Origin of the sequence: Enterococcus sp. DIV1726a, from assembly GCF_051710985.1 — a bacterium.
Lineage (GTDB): Bacteria > Bacillota > Bacilli > Lactobacillales > Enterococcaceae > Enterococcus_B > Enterococcus_B hirae.
This window is the reverse complement of record NZ_JBIOLS010000001.1, coordinates 1,751,856-1,770,395: the sequence shown is the minus strand read 5'-3', so window position 1 is coordinate 1,770,395 and position 18,540 is coordinate 1,751,856. Positions and strand designations below refer to the sequence as shown.

At 36.3% G+C, this 18,540-nt stretch carries 17 protein-coding genes and 1 other annotated feature; of the genes, 15 read left to right on the top strand and 2 right to left on the bottom strand.

Going from position 1 to position 18,540, the window contains the following annotated elements:
* Positions 1–28: 28 nt before the first annotated feature.
* From IGJ27_RS07830 to IGJ27_RS07800, 7 genes are all read left to right on the top strand, one after another.
* Positions 29–697 (top strand): class D sortase, encoded by a 669-nt coding sequence (locus IGJ27_RS07830; RefSeq protein ID WP_010718857.1) that lies wholly within the window; start codon positions 29–31, stop codon positions 695–697.
* A 212-nt stretch (positions 698–909) separates the two neighbouring features.
* Positions 910–1,764: a hypothetical protein gene (locus tag IGJ27_RS07825; RefSeq protein ID WP_178305860.1), complete on the top strand. Its 855-nt coding sequence runs from the start codon at positions 910–912 to the stop codon at positions 1,762–1,764.
* A gap of 19 nt (positions 1,765–1,783) precedes the next feature.
* A complete protein-coding gene (locus IGJ27_RS07820; protein WP_034698350.1) occupies positions 1,784–2,581 on the top strand; it encodes a YveK family protein in 798 nt (265 codons plus the stop codon).
* A gap of 28 nt (positions 2,582–2,609) precedes the next feature.
* A complete protein-coding gene (locus IGJ27_RS07815) occupies positions 2,610–3,278 on the top strand; it encodes a CpsD/CapB family tyrosine-protein kinase (RefSeq protein ID WP_025480509.1) in 669 nt (222 codons plus the stop codon).
* 81 nt (positions 3,279–3,359) lie between these two features.
* Positions 3,360–5,189, top strand: a complete 1,830-nt coding sequence (locus tag IGJ27_RS07810) for a polysaccharide biosynthesis protein (protein ID WP_096710209.1) — start codon at positions 3,360–3,362, stop codon at positions 5,187–5,189.
* A gap of 79 nt (positions 5,190–5,268) precedes the next feature.
* Entirely contained in the window at positions 5,269–6,549 is a 1,281-nt protein-coding gene (locus tag IGJ27_RS07805; protein ID WP_178305861.1) for an O-antigen ligase family protein, read from the top strand.
* A complete protein-coding gene (locus tag IGJ27_RS07800) occupies positions 6,542–7,330 on the top strand; it encodes a glycosyltransferase family 2 protein (RefSeq protein WP_178305862.1) in 789 nt (262 codons plus the stop codon). The genes IGJ27_RS07805 and IGJ27_RS07800 overlap by 8 nt, the downstream gene beginning before the upstream one ends.
* Positions 7,331–7,422: 92 nt before the next feature.
* On the opposite strand, the gene IGJ27_RS07795 is transcribed toward IGJ27_RS07800, so the two are convergent.
* A complete protein-coding gene (locus IGJ27_RS07795) occupies positions 7,423–8,124 on the bottom strand; it encodes a Crp/Fnr family transcriptional regulator (protein ID WP_081202126.1) in 702 nt (233 codons plus the stop codon).
* 474 nt (positions 8,125–8,598) lie between these two features.
* Between IGJ27_RS07795 and arcA the strand changes: the two genes are divergently transcribed.
* From arcA to argS, 4 genes are all read left to right on the top strand, one after another.
* Complete coding sequence (gene arcA / locus IGJ27_RS07790) at positions 8,599–9,828, top strand: arginine deiminase (protein WP_010718865.1); 1,230 nt, start codon at positions 8,599–8,601, stop codon at positions 9,826–9,828.
* A gap of 88 nt (positions 9,829–9,916) precedes the next feature.
* Positions 9,917–10,936, top strand: a complete 1,020-nt coding sequence (gene argF / locus IGJ27_RS07785) for an ornithine carbamoyltransferase (protein ID WP_010718866.1) — start codon at positions 9,917–9,919, stop codon at positions 10,934–10,936.
* A 116-nt stretch (positions 10,937–11,052) separates the two neighbouring features.
* Positions 11,053–12,003, top strand: coding sequence for a carbamate kinase (arcC, locus tag IGJ27_RS07780; RefSeq protein ID WP_010718867.1), 951 nt, complete (start codon positions 11,053–11,055; stop codon positions 12,001–12,003).
* Positions 12,004–12,146: 143 nt separating this feature from the next.
* Positions 12,147–12,346: a binding site (T-box leader), on the top strand.
* A gap of 73 nt (positions 12,347–12,419) precedes the next feature.
* A complete protein-coding gene (gene argS, locus IGJ27_RS07775; RefSeq protein WP_034698338.1) occupies positions 12,420–14,111 on the top strand; it encodes an arginine--tRNA ligase in 1,692 nt (563 codons plus the stop codon).
* A 150-nt stretch (positions 14,112–14,261) separates the two neighbouring features.
* On the opposite strand, the gene IGJ27_RS07770 is transcribed toward argS, so the two are convergent.
* On the bottom strand, positions 14,262–14,741 hold the full coding sequence (locus IGJ27_RS07770; RefSeq protein ID WP_010718869.1) for an arginine repressor: 480 nt from the start codon (positions 14,739–14,741) through the stop codon (positions 14,262–14,264).
* A gap of 387 nt (positions 14,742–15,128) precedes the next feature.
* Here IGJ27_RS07770 and rpsB point away from each other — a divergent pair, with 387 nt between their 5' ends.
* From rpsB to frr, 4 genes are all read left to right on the top strand, one after another.
* Positions 15,129–15,911, top strand: a complete 783-nt coding sequence (gene rpsB, locus IGJ27_RS07765; RefSeq protein ID WP_010718870.1) for a 30S ribosomal protein S2 — start codon at positions 15,129–15,131, stop codon at positions 15,909–15,911.
* A gap of 96 nt (positions 15,912–16,007) precedes the next feature.
* Positions 16,008–16,889: a translation elongation factor Ts gene (gene tsf, locus IGJ27_RS07760; protein ID WP_010718871.1), complete on the top strand. Its 882-nt coding sequence runs from the start codon at positions 16,008–16,010 to the stop codon at positions 16,887–16,889.
* A 221-nt stretch (positions 16,890–17,110) separates the two neighbouring features.
* Positions 17,111–17,833: a UMP kinase gene (pyrH, locus tag IGJ27_RS07755; RefSeq protein WP_010718872.1), complete on the top strand. Its 723-nt coding sequence runs from the start codon at positions 17,111–17,113 to the stop codon at positions 17,831–17,833.
* A gap of 3 nt (positions 17,834–17,836) precedes the next feature.
* Positions 17,837–18,394, top strand: coding sequence for a ribosome recycling factor (gene frr / locus IGJ27_RS07750; protein ID WP_010718873.1), 558 nt, complete (start codon positions 17,837–17,839; stop codon positions 18,392–18,394).
* Positions 18,395–18,540 lie beyond the last annotated feature (146 nt).

Below are 18,540 nucleotides of genomic sequence, written 5' to 3'. Positions count from 1 at the left end.
AAAGAAAAAATTAAAAAGAATAGGCGGAATGATTTTTACCCCTATCTTTTTTTTGATCATGGGTTATTCGCTAATGTATATTATTGGGCGACCTGTCATTCAGTTTACGACTTCTTCCTTACGATTGTTTCTGCTTTCGGATATTCCAAAATATGAAAAAAAGACACAACCATCAGCTAAAGGTATGTCAACTAGTGAGTTAGAAGAAAAACGGAAAACAATTGAGTTGGAAGGAGAGAACATTCCCTCCAGTAAAATCGATTATCCAAGAAGCGGGTATCAATATGGACAGGTTGATGTTGCTTCTGTAAATTTGAATGTGCCCTTATATTATGGAGACTCAGATGATATTTTACGAGAGGGTGCTGGACAATACATGGGGTCTGTGTATCCAGGTGAACATGGGACTACATTGATTGGTGGGCATAATAGTAGTGAATTTGGAAAATTAAGTGCTGTCAAAATTACGGATAAGATTAACATTTCCACTAGTTATGGTGAGTATGTTTACCAAGTATACGAAACAAAGATTTTAGATAAAAATGCGAAATTGATTAGTCAACTTCTAGTTCAAAAACAGCAAGGAAAACTGATTTTGTATACTTGTTATCCAGTCGATAGTATTGGAATGACGGATCAAAGATTATTTATTCTAGGCGATCTCATTAAGGGGCCAATGATCCAACCAGATAAATAATGAATTGAAAAATTGCGCTACTCATGTGTTAAGCAAAACGCTTTGAAAAGAGGTGGATTTACCAAAAAAGAATCAAATGATCAATCGAATAATCGCTTGTTTGGCTCACTAAAAATGAAGTTAGTGGATAAAAAATTTCGAAGTGGGGCAATTTAAGCTGCAATGAGTTTGTGAAATTTTATGGTCTTTTCTTACATTTGGTAAAAATAGTTATGAAAAAAAGAAAACAATGGCGAAAAGTGCCAAAAATGATTCTTGCTTTTATCTGTTCGCTTAGTTTATTTGCAATTTTTGTCTTGGGCATTCTTAAGATTACTTTATTCAATCAAAATTTTATGATCCGTGCAGTGGAATCCTCACATTATGGGGAAACGATCACTAAAGAGATCAATCACACAATTGCTGATGTAGGAAGAGGTGCCAATATCTCCCAAAAATGGTTGAATCAGACAGTTTCAGAAAGCTTAGTAAATGATAATATCAAACAATATATTCATAGTATCTATGCTGGCTCAACCTTTCAATTAGAAGGGGAGAAGCAAATAGAAGAGACAGTCCAAAGCCAATTAGAAAGTTATGGAAAAGAAAAGAATTACCCAAGAAATGCAGAATTTGAAACCACAGTAAATAAACTAAAAAAAGTGAGTATTGAAACAGTTCGGCGTGATATCGAAATCCCTTATTTTGCGTTATACGGCAAAAAAATAATGGCTTATACATCCACCCTTAACCTGTTGCTCATTTTTGCAGTCGCTTTTTTTGGAATCTTATTTTCCGCAATCATTTCGCTTAACAAACCTTTCTTTCATTTAATTATACGTTACCTTGCTTATGTGATCGGTGGAGCTGGATTAATGGTAGGGGTTTTACCGACCTATTTGTATGTAACTCGATTGATTGAACGATTGGGTATTCATTCTGAAGCTCTATACTTATTTTTAACGACTTATTTGAAAAATTTTCTCTTTATGTTTATGAAATTTGGTCTTTTCAGTATCCTGTTGAGCTTGTTCCTATTTGGCGTAAGTGAGTTTTTCAGAAAGAAAATAGTTCGACGTGAAAAATAGAATAGAAAGGGGCGAAAAGATGGAAGCGGTTATTAATTTGAATGAGATACTAAGCTGGTTAAAAAAGCGGATACTGTTGATCATTTGTTCATTGATCGGCGGTTTCGCCGTTGCGACTGGAATAACTTATTTTGTTATTACACCAACATACAGTTCATCGGCTGAATTGATCGTTCAATCGAAAAACGAAATCGTCAACCATAATTTACAATCAGAAGTACATGCAAATGTACTCTTGATTAATACATATAAAGACATGATTTTAGGAGATATCGTACTTAATGAAGCAACCGAATACTTAGAAAATAAATTTGCTTATTACTTAACGAAAGATCAATTGAGAAAGAATATTCAGATTATTCAATCTTCAGATTCACAAATGTTCCATATCAAGGTGATGTCAGATGAAGCTGAAAAAGCTGCGAATATAGCAAATGTTCTTGCTTATACTTTTGAAGAAAAAGTAAAAGAAGTTTTAGACGTAAATAAAGTAACGATCACATCAATTGCGCAAGCAAATCAGCTACCGGTTTCACCCAATAAACGGTTGAATCTTTTTCTTGGTGCATTTTTAGGTTTACTTCTAGGGATCGGGATGGCTGTCTTGTTAGAAATATTGGATAAAACAGTAAAGGATGAGCATTTTCTCGCAACGATGGGGTATCCAGTCTTAGGGATAATTAGTGAAATGAGTAATAAGGAAATTGAAAGTGGGCAATCGATTCAACTCACAACATACTCTCGACAAGGAACTCATACACATAGACAACGAGCGCGTACACATCTAAGCAGAGAAAATCGGTTCACACGAAAATAGATGAGGAGACTAATACGTGAAAAATAATATGAAAAAAAAGGGTGTTCCTCTGATTAGTGCTAGTAAACAATCGTCCATGATCTCTGAACAGTATCGAACGGTTCGATCAAATATCCAATTTAGCTCATTTGATCAGGATATAAAGACAATCGTCGTTACTTCAGCAGGTCCAGAGGAAGGGAAGTCAACTGTTTCAGCGAATCTAGCGATTGTTTTTGCAAATAGCGGGAAGAAAACACTCCTAATTGATGCAGATTTAAGAAAGCCAAGTGTAGAAAGTACATTTCGTTCAACCTCGAACAGTGACGGACTAACTAACCTGTTAAAAAAAAGAAATGAATCAGCTTTCGTATTCATTCATGAAACAAATATTGCACATTTGTGGACAATGACCAGTGGACCAAAACCTCCCAATCCTTCTGAATTACTCGAGTCAAGCCGAATGAATGAAATCATTGATGAATTAAGCGTAAATTTTGATTTGATCATTTTTGATTTACCGCCTGTTGTGCCTGTGACGGATGCACAGATACTAGCTTCAAAAACAGATGGTACAATTATTGTCGTGAGAGAACGAAAAACGCTAAAACAAGAATTGTTCAAAGCAAAGGAACTGTTGACGATCGCTCAGGCAAATATCTTAGGGATTGTCTATAATGGAGTAAAGAAGTCGAAAGATATCAACTACTATTATTGAGGTAGTAGATGGTGTGTTAAAATGATTGAAAGAAAATGTTGATCAAGATCGTGCATATCAAGTACTAAAGAAGGTGATTTATTGATTAAACCAACTAGAAAAATCAAAGCGATTAGTTTGGTGCTACTCGATAGTTTTCTGATCATACTTGCTAATTACATCAGTTTTATATTTATGGTTCCATTTGTTATCATCAATAGAGATTATTTGGCAATAACACTCATTTCATCAGTTGTTTGTTATCTGTTCTATGGTGGGATCTTTAAAGTATTTACAAGAATCAATCGTTATACGAATCTTAATGAGTTGTTAGGGATCTTTGCGGCACTCACTTTTATGTTATTTTCAATTTTTCCTTTGTTTTACTTGTTTAACCAGGAGCTCATGTACCAGATTAGTTTGCGATTAGTTGTTTTTTCTTACATAATGGCACTTTTATTGATTGCTAGTAGTCGGTTAGGCTGGCGGGTCTGGGTTGAATTGAAAAATAAAAATGGTCGTTCGAATGAAAAAAAAGTACGAATCTTGATCATTGGTGCTGGAGAGGGTGGACAATTACTGTATCAAAGTTTTTTAGGTTCTCAAATTGTGAATAATATTGAAGTTGTGGGCTTTGTCGATGATGATTGTAACAAATGGGGAACTTATCTTTTAGGTAAAAAAGTACTGGGAAATACCCGTGAAATAAATCAATTGATCCAGACATTCCGTATCAATATGGTTACGATAGCGATTCCTTCGTTACCAAAAAAGAAGATCCAACAGCTTGTTCAATCCATTGAAAATAAGAATATCAAGGTAAATATGGTTCCCTCTTTTGAAGAAGTAGCTACCGGAAAAATCAATGTTTCGCAATTAAAAGAAGTAGATGTGATCGATCTATTAGGAAGAGAGGAAGTTTCCCTTGACCTAGAAAGTATCAGCCATCAATTAGAAGGACAAACGATTTTAGTAACTGGGGCTGGGGGCTCGATTGGTTCAGAGATTTGTCGGCAAGTTTTGGCATTTGAACCAGCAAAGTTGATTTTACTTGGACATGGAGAAAATTCGATTTATTCGATTCATCGAGAACTAACTACATTAGATCCTCAGAGGAAAGTAGAGATTCTACCAATCATTGCTGATATTCAAGATAGAGAACGCATCTTTTATTTGATGGAAAAATACCATCCCACGATTGTTTATCATGCAGCCGCACATAAGCACGTTCCGCTGATGGAATATAATCCCACAGAAGCAATTAAGAATAATATTAACGGAACAAAAAATGTGGCGGAAGCAGCTAAAAAAAATCATGTTAAGAACTTTGTGATGATTTCTTCTGATAAAGCAAATCGCCCGCCAAATGTGATGGGAGCAACAAAAAGAATCGCAGAAATGTTAATCACAAGTCTGAACCAATCTGGTGAGACCAAGTTTTCGGCTGTCCGTTTCGGGAATGTACTTGGGTCTAGAGGTAGTGTTATTCCACTGTTTAAAGAACAGATTTTAAGAGGGGGACCGATCACTGTCACCGATTTTCGGATGACCCGCTACTTCATGACGATCCCTGAAGCGAGCAGATTAGTTATTCAATCAGGTGCATTGGCTAAGGGAGGAGAAATTTTTGTTTTGGATATGGATAAGCCGATCAAGATCGTGGATCTAGCTAAGAATATGATCCATTTGAGTGGTTATACAGAAGAAGATATCGAGATTGTTGAAACAGGGATACGTCCTGGGGAAAAATTATATGAAGAATTGCTATTAGAAAAAGAAAAGAAAGAAACGCAAATTTTTGAGAAGATTTTTGTTGGGGACATTAAAGGCTTTTCTTTAAAAGAAGTCACCCAGCTAATTGAACAGTTACCAGAAGATGAAAGCGAAGCAGCCAAGAAAGTTATAGCGTTTGCAAATGCTTCTAATGAATGAAGAAAAGATAGAAATGATGATTGGAAAAATAAATCAATCAGTGAATTTTTGCTGTTAAAGGCGCACGGGGAGATAGAAAATGAAAACAATTGAAGCACATGGGTACTCATCAATTGATGAATTAACGCAAAGCAACCAAAAAATTTTAGGAAGGTTATTTTACCTATTGGGATTTACACTCTGTATTTCGCGTGTTTTTTTCGGGATCAATATGTCAATAAGTGATGTATTTATGGTGCTATTAGTTGGCTACCTTCTACTAATGAAAAAAGTGGTGTTCAGTAAACAATTAGTACTATTTTTTATTGGGGTTATTTGTTGGCGGTTATTGTCCACGATATTGTTAAGTTCATGGGTGGATACTTCTGTTTCGCTTTTTTCAGTCATCATGACGGGACAAAAATTTTTCGTCAATCTCCTTTATTTGATTCTAACGATCTCGATCCTTCATATAAATCCAGAGTTGAAAAAAGATTTTTTATCTGGGGTAAAAGTCGGAACACTTTTTTTTGGCTGTCTTAGTATGTTCATTTTTCTAGTAGCTCCAGCAAGTTTGAAATCATTTGTTTTGTTCGGTGATCTACGTTTGAAAGGATTCATGAATGATCCTAACTATTTTGCTTATCTTCAAACATGTGGCTACTGTATCTGGTACTTAAGACCATTTAAAGGTAAGTGGAAGAACCTGATTGCATTCATGGGTTATACATCCTGTATTTTGTTATCTGCTTCCAAAACAGGGGTTGTAGCGTTTTTAGTAATCAATTTGTTATTTCTAATTCAAAAATTATTTAGGAAAAATATCAACGTCAAACATCTTGTAATGACAATCATGACAGCGAGTGTATTGATTATCGGTACGCATTTTCTTTTTGCTGATTATGTAAGTAATTTAATTGCACGTTTTCTTTCCATTCCGCAATTTGTCCGATTTGAGGGAGTCTTCACTAATTTTTATGGCGCAATCGTTGCTGGAGGTTCCGGTAGAACAGAAGCTTGGAAAACAGCACAACTTTTGTTAACGCGGACTCATTTCATGGGTATCGGTTTCGTTGACTACTCTTCAGTTGCTTTATCAGTTAGTGGAAGCCCGACGATTGCTCATAATACTTTTTTACAAATAGCTGTTGAATGGGGAATAGTCCCAGCAATGATGGGAATGTTGTTGGTATTTGGTCAGTTTGTCAGAAAATTATTGCTGAAAAAATGGTTGTTGTGTCTCTTAATATTAGCGAATATTATTTTTTCTTTTAGTATTTCTTTACAAAATTCACGATTACTATGGATCTTAGTAGGTTTACTCGTTGTGAAAGAACAGGGATCTCTAGTAAATGGAAAAAAGGAGCAGTCAAATGATTAGTGTGATTATCCCCACTTTCAATGCAGAAAAATCGATTGAGCGAGCAGTCAATTCTGTATTAAGACAAAGCTATCAAGATTTTGAAATCATTATTGTCGATGATCGATCAACAGATCATACTTGGGAACTTTTAACGAAATTAAAAAAACAAGATCAACGTATCAGAATCTATCAAAACGCTAGAAATTCTAAAAGTGCTTATACTCGCAACCAGGCAATCAAACATGCACGGGGGAACTACATTATGCAACTAGATGACGATGATTATTGTCACGTGGAACGTATGGCAAAGCAAGTAGCGTTTTTAGAGGCTCATCCAGAATTTGGTTTTGTTGGCAGTAATGCCTATTTATGGGACCAAGAGGGTGTCTATGGTGAACGGGTGGCCAAAGAACGACCTGAAATAAAAGATCTCTTGAAAACGAGTCCGTTCATCAATCCATCGGCTATGTTTAGAAAACACATCTTAGAATCTGTAGCGGGTTATCGAGTTTCAAAAGATACTGTTAGAGGACAAGATTATGACCTATATATGCGGTTATATGCGAAGGGACACAAAGGTTATAATTTACAAGAAAACTTAGTTTATTACTATCAAGATAAAGAGTATTATAAAAAAATTTCCTGGAAAAATCGCCTTGGGGAAAGTCGGTTGAAATATCGTAATTTCAAAGAATTACAGGTTGCTAAAGTTCATTATCTGTATGTCTTGAAACCACTAATAGCGATAATGATTCCTAGACACCTCCTATTTTGGCATCAGCACCGCAAACAAGGATGAAAAGGTTTCTTTGTTTCCTTTACAAATAAATCAGGCTTAGACAAAAAATAAAACATACTAAGATAAGGGCAGCCTCATCTTAGTATGTTTTTTTATTCTCTTAAAGCAGGCGTCACAGCAGTTTTACAAAAAGTAAACCGTTTCTTTTGGTAATCTAATAAACCAGAATCTTTTAACTGTTTGATTACTTGTCCAGCAGTCTCTCTCGTTGTCCCACTATTAACCGCTAATTCTTTTAGTGTGATAGGGTATGGAATTTCGATATGGCCATCTGTGGTTGGTATGCCAAGCTCTTCTTTTAAAATGAATAAGTTTTGTTTCACTCGATCAAAAGCGCTAGAAGTTAAACCGATCTGTATCCGCAGTTCGTGCATCGCTACTACTTTTGAGATTTTATGGATCATATAGAGTAATTGTTTTGGATTGTTTTTCGCAATTTTTTCATAACAAGATACTGGGAAAGAGAAAGTTTCGATGTCTGTCATTGCTTGAGCAGTGTATGAATAAATTCCTTCTTCAAAAATACCAGACATTGGGAAAAGGTTATTTGGATTGACATAATCATAATAATAATAAGTAGCACTTTCATCATATCGTTCTAGACGAACCAATCCTGATGTTAAAATGTAGAGACGTTGTCGTTCATCTCCTTCATCAAATAAAATTTGTCCTTTTTTATAAGAACGAAGGATCGTATGCTCTTTAATGAGCTCAAATTCCTCGTCAGTAAAGTTTTCAAAATCAGGTTGATAGCGTAACTTTGAAAAATGATAATCAATTCTATTTATACGCATAAAACTCCCACTCCTTACTTTCAGCTACATACTATATTGTGACTGGTTTTGGCTTAAATGTAAAGTTTTAACCTAGAAGAAAAATCATGGTTAATAAAGCAATTTTATTCTTTGTGATTAGTCTTTTTTGTTATTATGAATAATTTATACGGATAGATTGCATAATTCTTTTTAATGATTGGTATTTTTGTATAAAAAACACAATTATTACATAAAGCAAGCGCTATCAACCTTGTGAAATATCGAAAAAGAAAATATTCAAAAATAATTTTTTAATGAATAAATATTTTTTTGAGAGAGTTTTCAGTATAAAAAAAGTGATAAAAGTTAATAAAAAATGTAAAAACGTGTATTTATTTAATTGTCTTCTAATAATGTGAAATTGCTCTCGTTTTAGATGAGAAGAAATTATGAAAGTGGTTACAAAAAGGCGGTATTCTATGTATGTAATCAAAACGAAGGAGGCAACACAACATGGATAAACCTATTCACGTTTTCTCTGAGATAGGGAAGTTAAAGACAGTTTTATTGAAACGACCTGGACAAGAAGTGGAAAATTTAACACCAGATATTATGGACCGTCTGTTGTTTGATGATATTCCATATCTGCCAATCGCACAAGAAGAGCATGACTATTTTGCAAAGACATTGCAAGATGAAGGCGTCGAAACTTTATATCTAGAAAAATTAGCTGCAGAAGCAATTGATGCCGGCAATGTCAAAGAACAATTTTTAAATAAAATGTTAGACGAATCCCACATTGCATCTTCTGCTGTAAGAGATGGTCTTCATGAGTTCCTTCTATCAATGGAAACCCAAGAAATGGTAGATAAAATTATGGCGGGTGTCCGTACGAAAGATATTTCAGTTCGTTCAAACAGTCTGTATGATCTTTCTTCAGATGACGACTATCCATTCTATATGGACCCAATGCCAAACCTTTACTTTACACGTGATCCTTCCGCATCAATGGGAAATGGGATGACTGTTAACATGATGACATTTGAAGCACGTCGTCGTGAATCAATGTTTACTGAATACATCTTGAAACATCACCCACGTTTTGCGAACAAAGGGGTTGAAGTATGGTTAGATCGTGAAAACCCTGATCACATCGAAGGTGGAGATGAATTAATCCTAAGTGACAAAGTCGTCGCTGTAGGTATCTCACAACGAACAAGCGCTAAAGCAATCGAAAAATTAGCACGTAATTTATTTGCTAAACATGCAGGCTTTGAAAAAGTCCTAGCAATCAAGATTCCTAACAATCGAGCAATGATGCATTTAGATACTGTGTTTACCATGGTTGATCATGATAAATTCACGATCCATCCAGCAATCCAAAGTAAAGAAGGAAAAATGGATGTCTTTACGATCGAACAAGCAGGCGATGACATCAAGATCGCTCATTCTGATGACTTACAAGCGTCATTAAAAGCTGCGTTAGGTTTAGATGATTTAGTCTTGATCCCAACTGGTAATGGCGATGCGATCGTTGCTCCTCGTGAACAATGGAATGATGGTTCTAATACTCTGGCAATCGCACCAGGTGTTGTCGTAACGTACAACCGTAACTATGTATCCAATGAATTATTACGTAGCTATGGCATCAAAGTATTGGAAATCAATTCAAGTGAGTTGTCACGCGGTCGTGGTGGTCCACGCTGCATGAGCCAACCATTAGTACGTGAAGATTTAAAATAATATGAATGCTAGTGGCAGTCTAACTGTCAGCTGCCACTAGATTTCCTCTTTAAAACAAAAACAAACAACCTAAAGGAGAATTTTAGTTATGAAAGAGTCAGTATTTCAAGGAAGAAGTTTATTAGCAGAAAAAGATTTTACAAAAGAAGAATTACAATATCTAATCGATTTTTCTGAGCACTTAAAAGATTTGAAAAAACGTGGCATTCCACATCACTACTTAGAAGGTAAAAACATTGCACTTTTATTTGAAAAAACGTCTACTCGTACACGTGCAGCTTTTACAACTGCAGCAATCGATTTAGGTGCGCATCCTGAATATCTAGGTGCCAATGATATCCAATTAGGTAAAAAAGAATCAACAGAAGATACAGCTAAAGTATTAGGTCGAATGTTTGACGGAATTGAGTTCCGCGGCTTTAGCCAAAAAATGGTGGAAGAACTAGCAGAATTTTCTGGTGTTCCAGTATGGAATGGTTTAACAGACGAATGGCATCCAACACAAATGATCGCAGATTTCTTAACAATCCAAGAAAACTTTGGAACAGTTGAAGGAATCACAGTGGCATATTGTGGTGACGGACGTAACAACATGGCGAACTCTTTACTTGTGACTGGGGCTATTTTAGGTGCAAACATGCGTATCGTAGCACCAAAAGAATTACAACCAGAAGAAGAAATCGTCAAAATGGCAGAAGAATTTGCTGCTAAATCTGGTGCACAATTAATGATCACTGATGACGTGGACAAAGGTGTTGACGGTGCTGACGTACTTTATTCAGATGTTTGGGTATCAATGGGTGAAGAAGATAAATTTGAAGAACGAATCAAATTGTTGAAACCTTACCAAATCAACATGGAAATGATCGAAAAAACGCATAATACTGACCGTTTGATTTTCTTACATTGCTTACCAGCGTTCCATGATACAAACACAATCTATGGTGAACAAATGAAAGAACGCTTCGGCATTACTGAGATGGAAGTTACTGATGAAGTCTTCCGCAGTAAATATGCACGTCAATTCGACCAAGCAGAAAACCGCATGCACTCAATCAAAGCGATCATGGCAGCAACACTTGGTAACTTGTTTATTCCTCGTGTGTAACGGTTAATCACATTCATCTCAAGAACAAAACGAGTCAGCTTTAATGGACCTCATCATGGGCTGGCTTGTTTTGTCATTGAGAAAATTCAGAACTCTCTGGAGAAAGGAAGACAAATATGGCAAATCGTAAAGTAGTTGTCGCATTAGGTGGTAATGCGATTTTATCAACAGATGCAAGTGCAAAAGCACAACAAGAGGCATTGATGGAAACAGCAAAATACTTAGTAAAATTCATTGAACAAGGGGATGAGTTGATCATTTCTCACGGGAATGGACCACAAGTAGGGAATTTGCTGATCCAACAACAAGCAGCTGACTCAGAAAAGACACCAGCGATGCCTTTAGATACTTGTGTTGCAATGACAGAAGGATCAATTGGGTATTGGTTACAAAATGCAATGGGTGAAGTATTGAAAGAAAAAGGCATCGATAAAGATGTGGTTTCACTTGTTACGCAAGTCATCGTTGATGAAAACGATCCATCATTTAAAAACCCAAGCAAACCAGTAGGACCATTCTATACCGAAGAAGAAGCCAATGAACAAATGAAAGCTGATTCAACAGTAACCTTTAAAGAAGATGCTGGTCGTGGCTGGCGTAAAGTAGTGGCTTCTCCTAAACCAATTTCAATTAAAGAAGCACGAGTGATTGAAACGCTAGTAGAACAAGGCGTGATTACAGTCTCTGTTGGTGGTGGTGGAATTCCTGTTGTGGAAACGGCAACTGGTTTAGAAGGTAGAGAAGCGGTCATCGATAAAGATTTTGCTTCTGAAAAATTAGCGGAAATTATCGATGCAGATCTATTGATCGTTTTAACTGGAGTAGATAATGTTTATGTAAATTATCAAAAACCAGATCAAAAGAAACTAGAAACTGTTTCAGTTTCAGAAATGAAGCAATACATTGATGAAAATCAATTTGCACCAGGAAGTATGCTGCCAAAAGTCGAAGCGGCAATTGCCTTTGTTGAGGCAAAACCAAAAGCTAAAGCGATTATTACTTCTTTAGAAAATATCGAGAACCTTCTCGCATCTGAAGAAGGAACGATCATCGTAGCGGATAACTAAGAATTCTTTTTCTTAGGAAATGAACTATGTTAAAAAGTGTCCAGTTGGTATTTCTTCTCCTTTAGACCTTCTGGACATTTTTTATAAGAAATCCCTAGCCAGCAGTTTTTTTTTCTGCTATAATTCAATTAATATAATAATTTCATAGTTTGTTGAACAAGAGAGTAATTGTATTTACTTGATCAAAGCGAGTTTGGGTGTGGTGAAAGCCAAACGAGAGGATACAATGAAGCGCACTTGGAGAACTCTGTCTAAGACAGACGGCTATCAACCGATATCAGATGAAGCTGGTCCTAGCAAATAGGACAACTGGAGTGGTACCGCGGGATATCTCGTCTCTAGTGATCATAGTTATCTATGATCACTAGAGATTTTTTTGTTTTCAGCAAACAAAAGTATTTATAGGAGGAATGTAAATGAATAACAAAGATATTGTATCAAAAGCGATCTATGACGTTGTCAAAGACGATCTTACAATGGAACAAGTAGAAAAACTATTAGAAAATCCAAAATCTGCAGACCATGGGGATGTAGCCTTTCCTGCCTTTTCATTAGCGAAAATCTATCGAAAAGCCCCTCAACAAATTGCAGCTGACCTAGCAGAAAAAATCGATTCAACAAACTTTGAAAAAATCGAAGTGGTTGGTCCTTACTTAAACTTCTTTATGAATAAAGCGATGATCAGTAAAGAAGTTTTGGCTTCTGTCGTGAAAGAAAAAGAACATTATGGCGACAGCTCCATCGGAAATAACGGAAACGTACCAATCGATATGTCTTCTCCTAATATTGCAAAGCCGATTTCAATGGGGCATTTGCGTTCTACAGTTATCGGGAACTCCATCGGATTTATCATGGAAAAATTAGGCTACAACCCGATTCGTATCAATCATTTAGGAGATTGGGGCACACAGTTTGGGAAACTGATTGTGGCTTATAAAAAATGGGGTTCAGAAGAAGCAGTACGTTCTGAACCAATCAATGAATTGTTGCGTCTGTATGTTCAATTCCATGAAGTGGCTGAAACAGAACCAGAATTGAATGATGAAGCACGTTCATGGTTTAAACGTTTGGAAGAAGGCGACAAAGAAGCCATTGAATTATGGCAATGGTTCCGCGACGAATCTATGAAAGAGTTCAATAAAATCTACGATCTATTAGAAGTTCGTTTTGATTCTTTAAATGGTGAAGCTTTCTATAACGATAAAATGGATGAAATCGTAGAACTTTTAGAAGAAAAACATTTATTGCAAGCAGATAAAGGTGCTGAAATCGTTGACTTATCAGCTTATGATTTGAACCCAGCGTTGATCAAGAAATCAGATGGTGCAACACTTTATATCACTCGTGATTTAGCAGCAGCTCTTTACCGCAAACGCACCTATGATTTTAAACAATCATTGTATGTTGTCGGAAACGAACAAAGTTATCACTTCAAACAATTGAAAGCTGTTCTTAAAGAATTAGGCTTTGATTGGTCAGATGATATGCATCACATCCCATTCGGATTGATTACTCAAGGTGGTAAAAAACTATCAACACGTAAAGGGAAAATTGTTTTACTTGAAGAAGTGCTAAATGAAGCCATTGACTCTGCTAAAGAACAGATCAGTGAGAAAAATCCTGATTTAGAAAATAAAGATGTGGTAGCTAAACAAGTCGGTGTTGGCGCAGTTATCTTCCATGATTTAAAAAACGATCGCCTAAATACATTTGACTTTAATTTAGAAGAAGTTGTCCGTTTCGAAGGTGAAACAGGACCTTATGTACAATATACACATGCTCGTGCTGTCAGCTTGTTAGCAAAAGCCGACTTTACGCCATCGACAGATCAAGAATACGCCTTGAATGATGAAAACAGCTGGGAAGTTGTAAAATTGATTCAAAAATACCCAGAAACTGTTTTACAAGCAGGTGAAAAATACGAACCTTCTATTATTGCGAAACATGCAATCAAGTTAGCTCAAGCATTTAATAAATATTATGCACATACTAAAATTTTAGTTGAAGATGACCAAAAAGAAGCGCGTTTAGCATTAGTTTATGCTGTAACAGTCTTGTTAAAAGAAGATTTACGTTTGCTTGGCTTACACGCACCAGATAAAATGTAAGAAAAGTAACGTACACAAATAAACCGTCCCTTACGAAAGGCTTACTTACAATAGTAGCTTTCGTGAGGGGCGGTTTATTTTATATAGAAGTGATTGGGACAGATATCATCCATTCATTGATTCATGCTGCGTTGATTAAATTTAGTTGGCTTAAAAAAGTGTTGTTTCTTTGGGAGCATGTAAGAAGGCTTCCACCAATTTTGCTTCTTCTTCATCTTTGGAAATGATAATGGTTGTATCGAACCCGGCAATCGTACTGACGATATGAGGTGGTTTGATATCGTCTAAAACGGCAGCGAAAAGATGTGCGTTGTCTGGTAAGGTATGGACGACCGTCAGAAAATGGACCCGTTCCACTTTTAACACGATGTCTTCGATCATTTGGACTAACCGTTTTTCATCATCTGTTTTTGCTTCGAGTCCTTTTTTTCCTTGAAAAAGAACAAAATGGGAAACGCCATTTTCATCTGGTACTTTTACGATTTTTAAGTCACGAATATCTCTGGAAATCGTAGCTTGTGTCGCTGTCACACCATAATCCTCCAGTTTGGCCAAGAGTTCTTCTTGTGTACGGATCGTAAATTCCCCGATCACTTGTTTAATAAGTAAATGTCGCTCAGATTTACGCATATTCTTTCTCCTTTACGAAAGATTTCACATGTATCATATCAAAAAAAAATCGAGTTGCCCAATATTATTCTGATTTATGAGATAACTCTAGGAATTATGATCATTTGTTAATGAGAGAGTAAAGCATAAAAGATGAGAATAAATGCAGAGGCAACTAGAGATTTCTCTTGATATTTACTAGCAAGTCAGGTAAAATATTGAATGTTGAGCAAGAATGTCTCTTTAGCTATTGCTATACAGGTAGGTTACTTGTATAATGTTTGAAGATGCTTTTTGTATCAATAAATCCACATTCCTGTTGGATCGTTGATAGGTGCTTGAAAAAGTTTGTCAGCGAGGTAAAAGACAGGGAGAGGAAAAATAAAAACCAAATCGGAGGAAACAAAAATGGCAGTAATTTCAATGAAACAATTACTAGAAGCCGGCGTACATTTTGGTCACCAAACTCGTCGCTGGAACCCAAAAATGAAGAAATATATCTTCACAGAAAGAAACGGAATCTACATCATCGACTTACAAAAAACTGTTAAGTTAGTAGATGCAGCTTATGACTACATGAAGAGCGTTGCAGAAGAAGGCGGCGTGGCTTTATTCGTAGGTACGAAAAAACAAGCACAAGAAGCAATCAAAGATGAAGCAACACGTGCTGGACAATACTTTGTAAACCATCGTTGGTTAGGTGGAACATTGACTAACTGGGATACAATCCAAAAACGTATCAGCCGTTTGAAACAAATCAATGCAATGGAAGAAGATGGAACTTTTGAAGTTCTACCTAAAAAAGAAGTTGCTGGTTTGAACAAACAACGTGAACGTCTTGAAAAATTCTTGGGTGGTATCGCTGATATGCCAAGAATTCCAGATGTAATGTACATCGTTGACCCACGTAAAGAGCGCATTGCTGTTCAAGAAGCGCATAAATTAAATATCCCAATCGTAGCTATGGTTGATACAAACTGCGACCCAGACGAAATCGACGTAGTTATCCCTTCAAATGACGATGCAATTCGTGCCGTTAAATTGATTACTTCAAAAATGGCTGATGCATTTATCGAAGGTAACCAAGGGGAAGACCAAGTAGTTGAAGAAGACTTTGTAGTAGAAAACAATGCTACTTCAATCGAAGAAATCGTTGACGTTGTAGAAGGCGACAACACTTCAGCAGAATAATTTTTAAATGATGGAGCTGTTTCAAAGGCTAGGCGACAAGCCTCACTCTCCTTTGAAACAGCTTTTTTTAAAAAGAAACTATAGGAGGATACAATAATGGCAGACGTAACAGCTAAAATGGTAAAAGAACTACGCGAAATGACAGGCGTAGGTATGATGGATGCGAAAAAAGCATTAGTTGAAGTAGAAGGCGATATGGAAAAAGCAGTAGATCTTTTACGTGAAAAAGGAATGGCTAAAGCAGCTAAGAAAAATGATCGTATTGCAGCTGAAGGATTAGCTTCAGTAGCAATCAAAGGAAATACTGCAGCAATCGTTGAAGTTAACTCAGAAACAGACTTTGTTTCTAAAAACGAAATGTTCCAAGATCTAGTGAAAGAAATCGCTGAACTTGTTGCAGAAAACAAACCTGCAGACATGGAAGCTGCAATGAAGATCAAAACAGAAAAAGGTACGATCGAATCTGACTTGATCGAAGCAACACAAGTAATCGGAGAAAAAATCAGCTTCCGTCGTTTTGAAGTAGTTGAAAAAGAAGATAACGCTGCTTTCGGTGGTTACTTACACATGGGCGGACGTATCGCTGTATTGACTGTTTTAGATGGAACAACTGATGAATCTGTAGCAAGAGACGTTGCTATGCACGTAGCTGCAATCAATCCTCGCTATGTAAACGAAACTCAAATTCCTGAAGCTGAATTAGAACATGAAAAAACTGTTCTTACAGAACAAGCTTTAAACGAAGGTAAGCCTGCTAATATCGTTGAAAAAATGGTAGAAGGACGCTTGAAGAAATTTAAAGCAGAAATCGCTTTGGTTGACCAACCATTCGTTAAAGATCCTGATATGACTGTTGAAAAATATGTTGCTTCTAAAGGTGCTACAGTGAAAACTTTTGTACGCTTTGAAGTTGGCGAAGGAATCGAAAAACGCGAAGACAACTTTGTTGAAGAAGTTATGAACCAAGTGAAAAAATAATTCTGAAAATTGAGTATATGTTATCTAATGTTGATTCATTTTGCGAGTCACTTTTTAAATGTTGGATCAACATTAGATAGTATGCTTATTTGGAATTAAAAAGGAGCAGCGACGTATGTCACAGCTCTTTTTTTTAGGCATAGGTACAAATAGTTAGACTTTTAGTGGCTAAATTACCTGAATATGGTAAAATAGCAATAGAAAATATTGGAGGAATGAACATGGTCACACCGAAATATCAGCGTGTTGTCTTAAAATTAAGTGGAGAAGCTTTAGCTGGGAATGAAGGCTTTGGAATTAAACCGCCTGTTATTAAAGAAATCATCCAAGAAATCAAAGAAGTACACGAATTAGGCGTTGAAATGGCTATCGTGGTAGGCGGCGGCAATATTTGGCGCGGACAAATCGGTGCTCAGATGGGAATGGAACGTGCTCAAGCTGATTACATGGGGATGCTGGCAACTGTAATGAATGCTTTAGCGTTGCAAGATACTTTGGAAAATGTTGGTGTGCCAACACGTGTCCAAACATCAATCGAAATGCGACAAATTGCTGAACCATATATTCGCAGAAAAGCAGAACGTCATTTAGAAAAAGGCCGAATCGTGATTTTTGCAGGTGGAACTGGGAATCCATACTTTTCAACAGACACCACTGCAGCATTACGCGCAGCTGAGATTGGCGCTGATGTTATTTTAATGGCTAAAAACAATGTTGATGGTGTTTATTCAGCTGATCCAAAATTAGATTCAAATGCTGTGAAATTTGAAGAATTGACTCATTTAGAAGTGATTGCAAAAGGGTTGCAGGTAATGGACTCTACCGCTAGCTCACTAAGCATGGACAATGACATCCCATTGCTTGTCTTTAATTTAAATGAACATGGAAATATCCGTCGTGCAATCTTAGGCGAAAATATCGGAACAACTGTAAGGGGGAAATAAAAAATGGCAGATGCAATTATGACAGAAGCAAAAGAAAAGATGCAAAAAGCAGCACAAAATTTACAACGTGAGCTTGGACAAATTCGTGCAGGACGTGCCAATGCAAGTTTACTTGATCGAATCACAGTTAATTATTATGGTGCACCAACACCTTTGAACCAAATGGCTTCAATCCAAATTCCGGAAGCACGTGTTTTAATGATCACTCCATTTGATAAGAGCATTTTACAAGATGTTGAAAAAGCAATTATGGCAAGTGATATTGGAATCAGTCCAACCAATGATGGGAATGTCATTCGTTTAATTATTCCTCAATTAACTGAAGAACGTCGTAAAGAATTAGCAAAAGATGTAAAAAAAGAAGCAGAAAATGCGAAAATCGCTGTTCGTAACATTCGTCGTGATGCAATTGATGAATACAAAAAACAACAAAAAAATGGCGATATCACAGAAGATGATTTACGTGGATTAGAAAAAGAAGTACAAAAACTAACCGATGAAAGCATCAAAGAAGTAGATAAAATCGCTAGTGACAAAGAACAAGAATTACTGGAAGTTTAATCATAAAGCTTGGTAGAATCAGTCTTTTATCAATGCCGTTTATGTATTTTTACACCTACTAAAAAGCCTTGGACGATTTCTTGTCCTAGGCTTTTTTTATAGCAAAAGTTAAAAAATAAGAAAAAAGTCGTAGAAATAACTAAAAA